The organism is Pseudoduganella sp. R-34 (assembly GCF_049904655.1).
Lineage (GTDB): Bacteria > Pseudomonadota > Gammaproteobacteria > Burkholderiales > Burkholderiaceae_D > Rugamonas.
In genome coordinates, this window is record NZ_CP184572.1 from 4,003,937 (window position 1) to 4,018,058 (window position 14,122).

Consider the following 14,122-nt stretch of genomic DNA (forward strand, 5'->3'; position numbering starts at 1 on the left):
GGACCGTGACTTCGTGTTGGACGGATGGCGAGACGCATTCGACGAGCGACGCTAGACATGTCCTGTATCCGCGAGCGGACTGCGTCCGAGCTCCTGTTGTGACTGGACAGCCCACACCGTACGTCTGCGTTTGACCGCCCTCCCCATTCCAGCTACTCTCGATCAATGCTTCTCCATTCAGCGCCCCTGGAGCACCTGTTGGGCACATCTTTGCTACCCTGCCATGACCTTCCACGTTAAACGGCTTGCAGCACATCAGTTCGAGCAGTTCATCTCAGAGGTGGCAGACTACGCTATCTATACGATATCTCCGGAAGGCGAGATTACCAGCTGGAATGTCGGCGCGGAACAATCGACGCAATACGCCGAAACGGAGGTGCTGGGCAAGCATTTCTCGCTGTTCTGCACCGCCGAAGATCGCATTACGCGACTTCCTGAGGTGGCACTCCGCGTGGCTGCAGAGCAGCGTTTCGAAGGCGAAGGCTGGTGTGTCCGTAAGGACGGAACCCAGTTTTGGGCAAATACCGTGGTGGATGCAGTGCGTGACGTAACGGCAAAGCTGATCGGCTTTACCGTCATCACACGGGACATCACGGAGCGGGTTCGGGCGCAGGAAGCACTCTATGCGAGCGAACAGCAATTTCGGCTGCTGGTACAAAGCGTAACTGACTACGCCATCTACCTCCTTTCGCCCTCCGGCATCGTCACCAGCTGGAACACCGGCGCCGCGCGCATCAAAGGCTACGAGAGTGAGGAGATCGTTGGCCAACATTTTTCACGTTTCTATACGAACGAAGACAAGGCCGCTGGGCTTCCTGAGATCGCACTGAAGACTGCCGAGCGAGAAGGGAGATTTGAACGCGAAGGCTGGCGCGTCCGCCGGGACGGCACCCGATTCTGGGCACACGTCGTCATCGACCCGGTGCGGGACCGTATGGGCCAACTGATAGGGTTTGCCAAGGTGACACGCGACGTCACTGCGAAACGGTATGCCGACGATGCACTTGCGCGTGCGAAGGACGCGCTATTCCAGTCCCAAAAGGTGGAAGCACTTGGCAAGCTGACAGGGGGCGTCTCGCATGATTTCAACAACCTCCTGAACGTCATCGTCAATGGTTTGCACTTGCTAAAACTCGAATCGAACCGTGAGACGCAACAGCGTACGATCGATACAATGGAGCGCGCCGCAAAGCGCGGCGCCAAATTGACGCAACAGTTGCTGGCCTTCGCGCGCCAGCAGCCGATTCGGCAGGAGCATGTCAACGTCAATCAGGTATTGACAAGTTTTGAGCCCGTCCTCCGGCGCGCAATCCGCAGCGATATCTCGCTCGATCTGTCTCTTGCTCCCCATTTGCCCGACATCCTGGTGGACGAAGCCCAACTGGAAGCAGCAGTGCTCAACCTGGTCGTCAATGCTCGCGATGCCATCCAAGGGAACGGCAGGATCGTGATCAGCACAGAACTGGACGACACCCCTGCCAAGCGGCCAGATACCGGAACTGGGATCGCGTGCGACATTCTCCTGAGAGTAGAAGATACTGGGACAGGGATGAGTGAAGAGGTCGCTCAACGGGCTATCGAGCCTTTTTATACGACCAAGCCGCTCGGCGAAGGCACTGGACTCGGCCTCAGCCAGGTTTACGGACTCGCAGGACAGTCGGGGGGCACTCTCACTCTCGCCTCTTCGCTGGGCCGCGGCACCATCGTCACGCTTGCCATCCCCATAGTAGCAAGCGCAACCGCGAACGCATCCACATCATGTCCCATCAAGGTCCTGGTCGTTGACGATCAGCCTGAGGTACTGGAGATGACCGTTCAGCTCATCGAGAGCCTCGGATACTTAGCTCTCTCCGCGCATAGCGGCCAAGCGGCGCTGGACCTGCTGAGTCACGACCCCGACATAAGCATTCTCTTCAGCGATGTCGTGATGCCTGGGATGAACGGCCTCGAATTGGCGTCGAGTGCGATCGAACTGGCACCTATGCTGAAGGTGATCCTCGCAACCGGGTACATGAATTCCTTCCTGCTGGAACAGCGACACGGCTTCGGATTGGACAATTTCCCACTGCTGCAAAAGCCGTTTTCCTTCGAGGATGTCGCCCGACAACTGAAAGTGCTCGCCACCACATGAAAGGTGAGACCGTGATATTCCCTGGTTGTCGATACGGTTAATCCGGAAGCCTCGACGGCAAAGCCGGCTTGAGCTAGCGCTTGTGGCGCACAAAGGAACTTCCGACGAGACTGGATTTTGGAAATGCCCGTCAAAGCCCGTCAGCTGCAATGCATGATGGGCTTGTCCAGTTCCGTTCTCAAATAGTGCGGGCCGGACACCTGTGCCGTTATACTGATTGTCTTGAACTGCCCACGAGCACTCAATGCACTGCTACCAGACTGGCTTTCGAACCGCGTCGCCACAACGTTTATGCGGTCACGTGAGGACCGCACAGACAACTGGATGGTACGGACGCCCATTTCCGAATGCTTATCTTTGTGATCCAGGTTAGCGGCTGCGCCGGAATGCATTGCGCGGCGCCGCCCGCTTCGGCGAATCGATGTGACGGAATGTGATGCGCCCCTTGCTCAGGTCATACGCCGACAACTCAAGCGTCACCCGGTCACCCGCGAGGATGCGAATAAAGTTCTTTTTCATACGCCCTGCCGCATAAGCGATCAGGCGATGCCCATTTTCCAGTTCAACACGAAAACGGCTGTCAGGAAGCACCTCGTGCACCACGCCCGGCATTTCAATAAGGTCTTCTTTTGCCATCTCTCACAACCTTCGCACAATGTGGATATTGGTGGCGCGAGAACCCCACGCCGACTCGGTGAGCTCATACGAAACGAGCTTTTGCTCGAGTAAGCCGGCAGGTTGATCTCCAACAAAGTCCCCAATCTCGGCTGCAATATCACATCCCCCAGCATCCGGTCTGATCTGACCGATGCCCTTTAGCCTGCTAAACCAATGAATGGTGCCTGTATGTGTGCTCAAGTGCTGCTCCTTGCTGTAGACGTGCGAACCCAATTCTCAAGTAGAGCCAGTGGTCGAGGATCGGACAGGAATGGCCGCCAGGCCGAGACAGGTAGGAAACAGGACGGTGACGAAGTACCGAAGTGGGAGGTCAGTGTATAGGAAGTTGGCCAAATCACCTAATCTGTTTGTTCCGATAGTTCTTCAATTCAACATTCTCTGAGGGGAGAACTGGGCAAGCATGAGCCGGCACGAATGGGTAAATGGGTTGCACGTTCCCAAGCTGTTGATTTCCTTAGAAATTGTACAAAAACGCACATCAGTTCGAGGCATAGGGCCCTGCAGTACGTTTGCAGTGTTTTGGAAGAAGTTATGCAGGCACTGCGATCGGCTTTGCGTTCATGGGGAGCAAATCATCCAGGAGCGAGGAATCAGCGTTACAGGAACTGGCCAGAATTAAAGCTCATTGATAATTCTGTGGGGCGATCATGCGATTTTTCTGGCAAGCGTATGCACCTAAAAATAAAGCCCTGTAAAAACAGGGCCTTACTGGTCATTTAAGCTGGAAGTCTAATATTGCCATTTGGAAATTCACTCCCACTCGATGGTCGCTGGCGGTTTACCGCTGATGTCGTACACCACACGGTTCAGCCCACGCACTTCATTGATAATGCGGTTGGACACCTTGCCCAGCAGCGAGTGCGGCAGGTGCGCCCAGTGCGCGGTCATGAAATCCTGGGTCTGCACGGCGCGCAGGGCTACGACGTAATCGTAGGTGCGGCCATCGCCCATCACGCCCACCGATTTCACCGGCAGGAACACTGCGAATGCCTGCGAAGTCGCGTCATACCAGTTCTGCGGTGCGTCCTCGCCTGCCATCACGGCGCCTTCGTATGGGGTGTTGCGCAGTTCTTCGATGAAGATGGCATCAGCGCGGCGCAGCAGGTCGGCGTATTCCTTCTTCACTTCGCCCAGGATGCGCACGCCCAGGCCTGGGCCAGGGAATGGATGGCGGTACACCATCTCGTGCGGCAGGCCCAGGGCCACGCCCAGCTTGCGCACCTCGTCCTTGAACAGTTCGCGCAGCGGCTCGAGCAGCTGCAGCTTCATGGTCTCCGGCAGGCCGCCCACGTTGTGGTGCGACTTGATGGTCTGGCCTTTCTTGCCCTTGCCCGCGGATTCGATCACGTCAGGGTAAATGGTGCCTTGCGCCAGCCACTTGGCGTTCACCAGCTTGGCCGATTCGGCCTGGAACACTTCCACGAACTCGCGGCCGATGATCTTGCGCTTCTGCTCCGGATCGGTCACGCCGGCCAGGTGGCCCATGAACTGTTCGGTCGCATCGACCTGGATCACTTTCACGCCCAGGTTCTTGGAGAACATGTCCATCACCATCTTGCCTTCGTTCAGGCGCAGCAGGCCGTGGTCGACGAAGACGCAGGTCAGCTGGTCGCCAATGGCGCGGTGGATCAGCGCTGCGGCCACGGAGGAATCGACGCCGCCGGAGAGGCCCAGGATCACTTCATCTTTGCCTACCTGGGCGCGGATCTTCTCCACGGCTTCGGTGATGTAGTCCGGCATGTTCCAGTCTGCCTTGCAGCCGCAGATCTCGTGCACGAAGCGGCCCAGCATGGCCTTGCCCTGCACGGTGTGGGTCACTTCCGGGTGCCATTGCACGGCGTAGAACTTGCGATCTTCGTCGGCCATGCCGGCGATCGGGCAGGATTCGGTGGACGCCATCAGCTTGAAGCCAGGAGGCAGGTCCAGCACCTTGTCTCCGTGGCTCATCCAGACCTTCAGCATGCCGTGGCCTTCATCGGTGACGAAGTCGTTGATGCCGTTCAGCAGCGCGGTGTGGTTGCGGGCGCGCACTTCAGCGTAGCCGAATTCGCGTACCAGGCCGTTTTCCACTTTGCCGCCCAGTTGCGCAGCCATGGTCTGCATGCCGTAGCAGATGCCCAGTACCGGCACGCCGATTTCAAATACGGCTTGCGGTGCGCGCGGGGAGTCGCCCTCCAGCGTGGAGTTGTGGGAGCCGGACAGGATGATGCCCGATGCGCCGTAGTTGCGAATGAATTCGTCGTCTACGTCGTATGGGTAAACCTCGGAGAACACACCCGCATCGCGCACGCGGCGTGCGATCAGCTGGGTCACCTGGGAACCGAAATCAAGGATGAGGATTTTTGAATGCATATTTTCGGGGGCAAAAAATAGTGCGGCGACACTTGGTCGCCGCCTTGCGGAGTTTCTTATTCGGAGCGGTAGTTCGGCGCTTCTTTGGTGATCTGGACGTCGTGCACGTGCGATTCACGCATGCCGGCCGACGTGATCTCGACGAATTCTGCTTTCTCTTTCAGTTCGTCGATGGTGGCGCAGCCGCAGTAGCCCATGGACTGGCGCACGCCGCCCACCAGCTGGAACAGGATCGCCAGCACGGAGCCCTTGTAGGCCACGCGGCCTTCAATGCCTTCCGGTACGAACTTGTCCTGCTTGGCGCTGGCGTCCTGGAAGTAGCGGTCAGCCGAACCATCGGCCATCGCGCCCAGGGAGCCCATGCCGCGGTAGGACTTGTACGAACGGCCCTGGTACAGGATCACTTCGCCCGGCGCTTCTTCGGTACCGGCGAACATGGAGCCCATCATCACAGTCGATGCGCCGGCTGCCAATGCTTTCGAAATGTCGCCCGAGAAGCGGATGCCGCCGTCGGCGATACATGGAACGCCTGTGCCCTTCAGCGCTTCGGCCACGTTGGAGATCGCGGTGATCTGCGGCACGCCAACGCCTGCAACGATACGGGTGGTGCAGATCGAGCCTGGGCCGATGCCGACCTTGACCGCGTCCGCGCCGTATTCAACCAGCGCCTTCGCCGCGGCTGCGGTGGCGATATTGCCGCCGATGACGTCAACGTGCGGATACTTGGTCTTGATGTACTTCACGCGGTCCAGGATGCCCTGGGAGTGGCCGTGGGCGGTGTCCACCACCAGCACGTCCACGCCTGCCGCCACCAGCAGGTCGATGCGTTCTTCGTCTTTCGCGCCGACGCCGACTGCCGCGCCAACCAGCAGCTTGCCGTGCTGGTCTTTCGAAGCGTTCGGGTGTTCGGTGGATTTCTGGATGTCCTTGACGGTGATCAGGCCGCGCAGTTCAAACGCTTCGTTCACCACCAGCACGCGCTCCAGGCGGTGCTTGTTCATGAGGCGCTTGGCTTCTTCGGTGTTGGCTTCTTCGTTGACGGTCACCAGCTTTTCACGCGGGGTCATCTTGGCGCGCACTTCAGCGTCCAGTTCTTTTTCAAAGCGCAGGTCGCGGTTGGTGATGATGCCGACCACTTCTTTGCCCTGAACGACCGGGAAGCCGGAAATACCATATTGCTCGGTCAGCTTGATCACGTCGCGGATCTTCATGTCCGGCGGAATGGTGATCGGATCGCGCAGCACGCCAGCCTCGAAACGCTTGACCTTCGACACTTCACGCGCCTGGTCTTTCGGCTTCAGGTTCTTGTGAATGATGCCGATGCCGCCTTCCTGTGCCATCGCGATCGCCAGGCGGCTTTCAGTGACGGTATCCATTGCTGCGGACAGCAGCGGAATATTCAGGGAGATGTTACGGGTCAGGCGAGTCTTGAGAGACGTATCCGCAGGCAGGATGTTGGAATACGCGGGGACGAGGAGCACGTCATCGAAAGTGAGTGCTTTTTGGAGCAGACGCATAGTATTTCCTATAGGCGCAAAAGCAGATTATACAGGAAACATTCGCTTTCGTCTCGGCAATCCTAAAGCACAGTTCAGGCCTTGACCGGCGAAGACATTGCTAGCGCTATCATCTGCACAACACTTTGCTGCGTCGCACAATCCAAATCTGTTTACAAATTCTTGCGGTAGTCTAAACTTGCCATCACTGATAGCGCTATCAGTGATTAAGGAGACTTATGGAGAACAATATGAACCTGCGCTGGGTTGTCATGGGCGTCAGTGGCGCCGGGAAAAGCGAGATCGGCGCGCGCCTGGCCACGGCACTTGGCGTGCCCTTCCTTGAAGGCGATAGCTTTCACCCTGAAGAAAACGTGGCCAAGATGTCGGCCGGCACTCCCCTGAACGATGAGGATCGCGCGGGCTGGCTGCAAAAGCTGCGCAGTGAAATCAGTGCTGCCCGCGAACGCGGTGAAGGCCTGGTGCTGTCCTGCTCTTCGCTCAAGCGACGCTACCGCGACTTGCTTCGCAGCGGCGATCCGGAATTGCGCTTCGCCCACCTGCACGGCGAACGCGAAATCCTCGAGCAGCGCATGCGCACCCGCCCCGGCCATTACATGCCGGCCTCGCTGCTGGAAAGCCAACTGCGCGACCTCGAACCGCTGCAAGCCGACGAAGCTGGCGTCTATCTCGACTTGACACAGCCGCCACAACAGCTGGTCAGCCAGATCCTGCAGCACCAAGCCTAAAACCAATACTGGAGACAGCATGAAATCAGCCATCACCGCCAAGGTCGCAAAACGCCGCTGGGGCATAGGCGCCCTGCTCGGCATCGGCGTCCTGATCAACTATATCGACCGCATCGGCCTGTCGGTCGCCGCGCCGCAAATCCAGGAGGCCTTCAACCTGACGCCAGTCGACATGGGCCTTCTGTTCAGCGCCTTCGCCTGGTCTTACTCGCTGCTGCAGATCCCGGTCGGCATGGTACTGGACCGCTTCGGCCCGACCCGCGTTGGGCGCTGGGGCGCCTTCCTGTGGGGCCTGGCTTCTGTCATTACTGCCTTCTCCAGCGGCTTTGCCGGCATTTTCGCCGCCCGCATCCTGCTCGGCATTGCCGAAGCCCCGGCCTTCCCGGTCAGCTCCAAGGCCACCGGTTACTGGTTCCCGCGCAATGAACGCGGCACTGCCACCGCCATCTTCGATGCCGCAGCCAAATTCTCCAACGTGATCGGCGTCCCCCTGGTGGCCGTCACTGTGGTGGCCTTCGGCTGGCGCTGGGGCTTCGGCCTGACCGCGGTGCTGAGTTTCAGCTACTTCTTCGCCTTCCTGCTGGTGTATCGCGACCCGAGCGCCGACACCAAGTTGAGCAAGGTTGAACTCGATTACATCCAGCTCGGCGGCGCCGCACCGGAAGGCCCGGCAGAAGGCGGCGCCATCAATATGCTGGGCTACCTGCTCACCAAGTCCAAGGTCTGGGGCCTGACCATCGGCTTTGCCGCCTACGGCTATACCTTCTACCTGTTCCTTACCTGGCTGCCTGGCTACCTGGTGCAGACCATGCACATGAGTATCATCAAGTCGGCCGGCTTTGCAGCCATTCCATGGGCCGTGGCGACGGTAACCGACCTCTTCGTCGGCGGCTGGCTGATCGACCACCTGATCGCCAAAGGCAAGAATGAATCCGTGGTGCGCAAGAGCGTGCTGGTGATCGGCATGCTGTTCGGCCTGGCGGTGTTCGGCGCGACGCAAACCACCGATCCGGCATGGGCCATCTTCTGGATCTCGATCGCACTGGGCGGCCTGGCATCCGCAGCACCGGTCGGCTGGTCGCTGCCCTCGCTGATCGCGCCGAAGGGCGGTGCCGGCACCGTCGGCGGCATCATGAACTTTGCCAATAACCTGATGGGTGCTGCTGCCCCTATCGTGACCGGCATGATCGTCGGCGCGACCAATTCCTTCGCCAACGCCTTCATGGTTGCCGGCGTGATCCTGCTGGTGGGCATTGTGTCCTTTGTCTTCGTACTTGGGAAAATCGAGCCCCTGCCAGATCCGGTCCCGCGTGGCAGCACGGTCCCTGCATAAGCGCGCCGCCCCCTAATCAAAAACGGAGACAGCATGAACAAACGCATTACTGCGGTGGCGACGCTCGCCCTTACCGTTTGCAGCAACGCCGCATTGGGGCAGAGCAATGTCGCTTTCTACGGCGTGATGGACCTTGGCATTTCACAGGACCGCGGCGGCCTGGCCGGCACCTCGACCCGCGTTACCAGCGGCATGGCGACCCAGAGCCGCTGGGGCTTCAAAGGCAACGAAGACCTGGGCGGCGGCCTGTCGGCCTTCTTCGTGATCGAAGGCGGCATCCACGGCGACGTGGGCAATTCGACCCAGAACAATACCTTGTTCGGCCGCACCAGCATCGTCGGCCTGCGCAGCGCCAAACTAGGCTCGGTGTCCATCGGGCTGCAGGACACGCCGCTGTTCACGACCCTGAACACGATTGTCGACCCGCTGCGCAACGGCATCGCTCGCTCCAACAACCTGATGCCTTCGACCGGGTTCCGCGCCAGTAACTCGGTACTGTTCCGCACCGCCGACATGCATGGCTTCAGTGCCGACTTCATGGTGGCGGCCGGCGAGGTGGCGGGTGACAGCAGCGCCAGCCGCGCGCTTGGCGGCTCGGTCGGCTACGCCAAAGGCCCCTGGAACATCCGGCTCGCCTACCACGACCGCAATAACGACAGCGCCAACGTGAAGAACACCGGCAGCGGGCGCAATTTCCTGCTCGGCGCAAATGTCGACTTCGAAGTGGCCAAGCTGTGGTTCGGCCTCGGCGTCGACAAGGGCTTGAATAGCGCGCCGTTGAACAGTTCCGGCGCGCCATTCGGCGCTACGCCACCGACGCCATCGACCGACAGCCGCGACCTCCTCCTTGGTGTATCGGTCCCGTTCGGTCCGCACACCATTGTCGCCACCGCCATTGCCAAGGACGACCGCGGCGTGCTGAAACAGGACGCGCAACAGTATGCCCTGGCCTATATGTACGCTTTCTCGAAGCGTACGGACGTCTACACCTCATACGCCCGCATCCGCAATCACAATGGCGCGGGCTATACAGAGGGCAATAGTGAAGAGCCGGGCTTGGGTGACCGCCAGTTCACGGTCGGCCTGCGCCACCGCTTCTGAGCTGTCACCGAACCCACGATTCTTTTGGGAAATAAATTTGACAACAGGGGGATTTCGGGGTGAAATGTGCGTTCTCACCCAAGGAATTCCCTCTATGAATCAACGTATTACCCGCCTGGCGCTGGCAACGGCGCTGATTGCCTGCACTTCCCTTGCCCAAGCGCAGTGGATGTGGGTGAACGACAAAGGCGTGAAGCAACTGTCCGACCAGCCGCCGCCACCGGGCACGCCACCAAACCGCATCCTGAAAGCACCACGCGGCGCTGCCGCTGCCGAGCTGCGCAAGGAAATGGCTGCGTCCGCCGCCAACGGTGACGAAGCCCCAGCCGCCGAAGAGAAAGCCGCACCAGTCAAGCCGACGTTGGCTGAACGCAACGCCGACTATAAGAAGCGCCAGCAGGAAGCCGCGGAAAAGACCGCCAAGGCCAATGAGCAGGCCAAGGTCGACGCCGAGAAGAAGAAGTACTGCGCGGAAGCCAAGAGCAATATCGGCATGCTGGAAAGCGGCGTTCGCGTATCCGAAATGGGCCCGAACGGCGAGCGCAACTTCATGTCCGACGAAGCCCGCGTGCAAAAGATCAAAGAACAGCGCGAGTCCGTCAACAACATCTGCAAATAAACGGGAACTCGCATTGCCGGGCATGGCCTGAGCATGCAACTGGCCATGATCGGCGCCCTGCTGCGCCTGGCGCGAGTTTTCTAGGCTTTCTTCGCCCGGCGGCGCCGGGCGTCCTTCGGATCGGCGATCAGAGGACGGTAAATCTCGACCCGGTCGCGTGCACGGACCACGGTATCCAAGGTTTTCTTCTTGCCGTAAATCCCGACCGGCATCGTCACCAGGTTGATCTCCGGCGCCTCCTGCATGATGCCGCTGATCTCGATAGCCTGGCCGATCGTCGTGCCCTCATCCACTTCCAGCGCATACAGCAATGGCTGTGAAGCTGGCGCATAACACACGGTAATCTTGATACGTTCAGCCATAGACAGTCTCGGCACGCTTGCAGAAGGAATCGACCATGCTATTGGCAATCATGCCGAACACCGAACCGATCACCTGTTCCAGCAGCTTGCTGGAAAACTCGTAGTGCAAATCGAGTTCGACCTTGCAGGCATCATCGCGCAGGGCCTTGAAAGTCCAGGTGCCGTCGAGGGTCTTGAAGGGTCCGTCGACCAGCTTCATGCGGATTTCGCTGACCGGCGTATTCGTATTGGACGTGGTGAAGTGCTGCTTCACACCATGGAAATTGATCCCAACGCTGGCCACAACATGGTTCTCCCCCCGTTCGCGGACATCAACTCCGCCACACCAGGGCAAAAATTTGGGATAATCCTCGACCTTTGCCACTAAATCAAACATTTGCTCGGCGCTGTATCCCAGGAATACCGACTTGTGCACTACTGCCATTGAGTAACCGTTTGCTATGATGTTGTCCAAAGAACCCGTAGTTTAACCGACCCACGCATTTTTACCCATGTCCATTGCCGATAATCGCAAAGCCTTCCACGACTACTTCATCGAAGACAAGTATGAAGCAGGGATCGCGCTCGAGGGCTGGGAAGTCAAGGCGATCCGCGATGGGCGCGTTCAGATCAAGGAAGCTTACGTTACCATCCGCGATAACGAACTGTACCTGTTTGGCGCGCACATCAGCGCCCTGCCCACCGCTTCCACCCACATCCACCCGCAAGCAGTGCGCACCCGCAAGCTGCTGCTGCACCGCGCCGAGATTGACAAACTGGTCGGCAAGGTCGAGCGTGCCGGCTATACGCTGGTGCCGCTGAACCTGCATTTCAAAGGCGGCCGCATCAAATGCGAGATCGGCCTGGCCAAGGGCAAGAAGCAGCACGACAAGCGCGCCTCCGAGAAAGACCGCGACGCCAGCCGCGAGGTGGCGCAAGCCATGAAGCAGCACCGCCGATAACATTTCCAAGTGGCAACATTGATGGTACACTTTGCACCATCAATAATGCCCGGAAATGACATGGCGACCAAAATCGCATTCGCACTGATGGCAGCCGCTGCGCTCAGCGGCTGCAAGACTCCGTATTCGTCCGCACCGCTCGCCACCAATTTCCCCACCACCAGGCAGGAAAAGCTGCAGGCTGCGGCGCATTGGAACGCGATCGCCGGCCATCTGCAGCAACAGCTTATCGCCGAGCTGAAGAAGGCGCCGCCACGACCGCTGTATGTGGCAAGCCCTGTCAACCAGACTCCATTTCAACAGGCTATCAACAACCAGCTCATCTCCTCGCTGGTCCGGGACGGTTACGCGGTTTCGCGCACGCCCGCCGGCGCACTGCAAATCGACCTCGATATCCAGGCCATCACATTCAGCCCGAATCGCAAGCAAGCACCGACGGTAGGCGTAGCAACCGCCATCGCCACGGGCGTTTGGGTGCTGGCCGAGCGTATTGGCGAACCGGTCGGCAAGCTTGGCCGCTTTGCAGGCGCAGCCGGGGTTGGCGCCGGCATCGACGCCTACCAATGGTACGGCAGCGAATTCGCGTCTGGACCAACGCCTCGCACCGAGATTATCATTACAGCGTCCGTGACCGATGAACATCGCTACCTTGCGCGCGCGGCTAACACCTACTATGTCGCCGACACCGATCGCGCCCTGTACGGCATACGGGACGAAGCCGTACTGCAAATTAGCCAGAGCTTCCAGGTAAAAGGAGACCGATGATGCGCGCTATCGCTGCCCTACTTCTTCCGCTCGCACTGGCAGGCTGCGCCTGGTTCTCCAACAAGCCGCCCGAGAACGACTATGCATCCACCTCGCAAAACCAGTTTGTCGGGGCCAATTACCGGGCAGCAGACGCTCTGCTCGCGCAACTCAATGGCCGCGTGGCAGGCGACAAACCCTTGATCATGGCGACCGTAGTCAACATCGACGCGCTGGACCAGAGCTCCACACTGGGCCGGCTGGTATCCGAACAGGTGTCGACGCGCCTGGCCCAGGGCGGCCTGCGCATGCTCGAAATGAAGCTGCGCAATTCGGTCTACATGAAGCGCCAACAAGGCGAAATGATGCTGACGCGCGAAGTGGGCGAAGTGGCGCACAACCACAATGCCCAGGCCGTAGTGGTCGGTTCATACGGCGAAACCAATGACGCCGTCTTCGTCAACATCAAGGTGGTACAGCCGCAAACCAACCAGGTAATGGCAGCCACCGACTACGTGCTGGCCAAGGACAGCGTAGTCCGTTCTATGCTGCTGGGACGCTGAGCAAGTCCACCAGCCGGGGCAGCACTTCCTGCGCGGGCGACTCCAGCTTCAGGGACAGCAGGCCGTCGGCGCGCGTCCTGCCTGCGTTGATCGCGGCAATCGGCTTGCCCGCCGCCGCAGCCATGCGGCAGAAGCGGTAGCCGGAAAACACCATCAGCGAAGAGCCGACCACCAGCAGCGCGTCGGCCGCCTCCATTTCAGCCAGTGCATGCGCGGTGCGTGCCGGCGGCACGTTATCGCCAAAGAAAACCACGTCGGGCATCAGCACGCCGCCGCAGGCGGCGCAGGCCGGCGCATGGAAGTCCACCAGCGCATCCGGTTCGATCGCAGCATCGCCGTCGGGCAGCGGCTGGGCCAGCATGTTCGCCAGGTCGGGATTGTCACGCTCCAACTGCGGCTGCAGGCCGGCGCGCAAATAGCGGGCCTGGCATGCGAGACAGCTTACGTGGTGCAGGTTGCCGTGCAATTCGATCAGGCGCTTGCTGCCGGCCCGCTGGTGCAAGCCATCGACGTTCTGCGTAATCACGCAATGCAGGTGGCCGCCGGCCTCGAGTTCGGCGATCGCGCGATGGCCGGCGTTCGGCACGGCCCTCGCCATCGTTGGCCAGCCCACCATGCTGCGCGCCCAGTAGCGACGCCTGATCGCCTCGTCGCGGCGGAATTCCGGGCCCTGGATCGGCGCGCGACCGCGCCGCACGCCGTCCTTGTCCCGATAGCCGGGAATGCCGGAGGCAGTACTCAGCCCCGCACCGGTCAAGACCAGCACGCGGCTGTGGCGCGCCAGCCAGCGCGCCAGTTCGGCTTCAGTCGACAGCGGCGCATCCATTGGGCTTGAAAATGCGTTCGGTCGACGCCGGGTATTTTTCCAGCTTCGCTGTGGCGCGGGTTGGGCGCGGAGCGAAGTCGCCGCCGCAGTTCGGGCATTTGCCGTGCAGCTTCTCGTCCACGCAATCGGCGCAGAAAGTGCACTCGAAAGAACAGATCAAGGCATCCTGCGCACCGGGCGGCAAGTCCTTGTTACAGCATTCGCAGTTAGGTCGCATTTGCAGCATT

General features: G+C 59.9%; 15 protein-coding genes. 8 read left to right on the forward strand and 7 right to left on the reverse strand.

Features of this window, described 5'->3' with window-relative positions; translation table 11 throughout:
- The first annotated feature begins 223 nt into the window (after positions 1-223).
- Positions 224-2,131 (forward strand): PAS domain S-box protein, encoded by a 1,908-nt coding sequence (locus ACN9MW_RS18275; protein WP_426161885.1) that lies wholly within the window; start codon positions 224-226, stop codon positions 2,129-2,131.
- A 369-nt stretch (positions 2,132-2,500) separates the two neighbouring features.
- Here ACN9MW_RS18275 and infA read toward each other — a convergent pair whose 3' ends face one another.
- From infA to guaB, 3 genes are all read right to left on the reverse strand, one after another.
- On the reverse strand, positions 2,501-2,767 hold the full coding sequence (gene infA / locus ACN9MW_RS18280) for a translation initiation factor IF-1 (protein ID WP_426161886.1): 267 nt from the start codon (positions 2,765-2,767) through the stop codon (positions 2,501-2,503).
- A gap of 792 nt (positions 2,768-3,559) precedes the next feature.
- The gene (gene guaA, locus ACN9MW_RS18285; RefSeq protein ID WP_426161887.1) at positions 3,560-5,161 is read right to left on the reverse strand and encodes a glutamine-hydrolyzing GMP synthase; all 1,602 of its coding nucleotides are present in this window, start codon (positions 5,159-5,161) and stop codon (positions 3,560-3,562) included.
- Positions 5,162-5,217: 56 nt separating this feature from the next.
- Complete coding sequence (gene guaB, locus ACN9MW_RS18290; RefSeq protein WP_130312186.1) at positions 5,218-6,678, reverse strand: IMP dehydrogenase; 1,461 nt, start codon at positions 6,676-6,678, stop codon at positions 5,218-5,220.
- A gap of 218 nt (positions 6,679-6,896) precedes the next feature.
- On the opposite strand from guaB, the gene ACN9MW_RS18295 reads away from it, so the two are divergent.
- From ACN9MW_RS18295 to ACN9MW_RS18310, 4 genes are all read left to right on the forward strand, one after another.
- A complete protein-coding gene (locus ACN9MW_RS18295) occupies positions 6,897-7,406 on the forward strand; it encodes a gluconokinase (RefSeq protein ID WP_426161888.1) in 510 nt (169 codons plus the stop codon).
- Between the two features lie 19 nt (positions 7,407-7,425).
- Entirely contained in the window at positions 7,426-8,739 is a 1,314-nt protein-coding gene (locus ACN9MW_RS18300) for an MFS transporter (protein WP_426161889.1), read from the forward strand.
- Between the two features lie 33 nt (positions 8,740-8,772).
- Positions 8,773-9,840, forward strand: a complete 1,068-nt coding sequence (locus ACN9MW_RS18305; protein WP_426161891.1) for a porin — start codon at positions 8,773-8,775, stop codon at positions 9,838-9,840.
- A gap of 94 nt (positions 9,841-9,934) precedes the next feature.
- The gene (locus tag ACN9MW_RS18310) at positions 9,935-10,459 is read left to right on the forward strand and encodes a DUF4124 domain-containing protein (RefSeq protein ID WP_426161892.1); all 525 of its coding nucleotides are present in this window, start codon (positions 9,935-9,937) and stop codon (positions 10,457-10,459) included.
- 80 nt (positions 10,460-10,539) lie between these two features.
- Here the strand turns inward: ACN9MW_RS18310 and ACN9MW_RS18315 are convergent, their stop codons facing one another.
- Positions 10,540-10,821, reverse strand: a complete 282-nt coding sequence (locus ACN9MW_RS18315) for an RnfH family protein (RefSeq protein WP_426161893.1) — start codon at positions 10,819-10,821, stop codon at positions 10,540-10,542.
- Complete coding sequence (locus tag ACN9MW_RS18320) at positions 10,814-11,245, reverse strand: type II toxin-antitoxin system RatA family toxin (protein WP_426161894.1); 432 nt, start codon at positions 11,243-11,245, stop codon at positions 10,814-10,816. Before ACN9MW_RS18320 ends, ACN9MW_RS18315 begins: the two co-directional genes overlap by 8 nt.
- Before the next feature lie 67 nt (positions 11,246-11,312).
- Here ACN9MW_RS18320 and smpB point away from each other — a divergent pair, with 67 nt between their 5' ends.
- Genes smpB through ACN9MW_RS18335 form a run of 3 tightly spaced genes read left to right on the forward strand, consistent with a single transcriptional unit; the run spans position 11,313 to position 13,069 of the window.
- Positions 11,313-11,762, forward strand: coding sequence for an SsrA-binding protein SmpB (gene smpB / locus ACN9MW_RS18325; RefSeq protein ID WP_130312176.1), 450 nt, complete (start codon positions 11,313-11,315; stop codon positions 11,760-11,762).
- Positions 11,763-11,822: 60 nt separating this feature from the next.
- Entirely contained in the window at positions 11,823-12,527 is a 705-nt protein-coding gene (locus ACN9MW_RS18330) for a hypothetical protein (protein ID WP_426161895.1), read from the forward strand.
- Positions 12,524-13,069, forward strand: a complete 546-nt coding sequence (locus ACN9MW_RS18335) for a FlgO family outer membrane protein (protein ID WP_426161896.1) — start codon at positions 12,524-12,526, stop codon at positions 13,067-13,069. Before ACN9MW_RS18330 ends, ACN9MW_RS18335 begins: the two co-directional genes overlap by 4 nt.
- Here ACN9MW_RS18335 and ACN9MW_RS18340 read toward each other — a convergent pair.
- Positions 13,050-13,895: an NAD-dependent protein deacetylase gene (locus ACN9MW_RS18340; protein WP_426161897.1), complete on the reverse strand. Its 846-nt coding sequence runs from the start codon at positions 13,893-13,895 to the stop codon at positions 13,050-13,052. The genes ACN9MW_RS18335 and ACN9MW_RS18340 overlap by 20 nt on opposite strands.
- Entirely contained in the window at positions 13,873-14,121 is a 249-nt protein-coding gene (locus ACN9MW_RS18345; protein ID WP_426161898.1) for a DUF1272 domain-containing protein, read from the reverse strand. The genes ACN9MW_RS18340 and ACN9MW_RS18345 overlap by 23 nt, the downstream gene beginning before the upstream one ends.
- Between the last annotated feature and the right edge of the window lies 1 nt (position 14,122).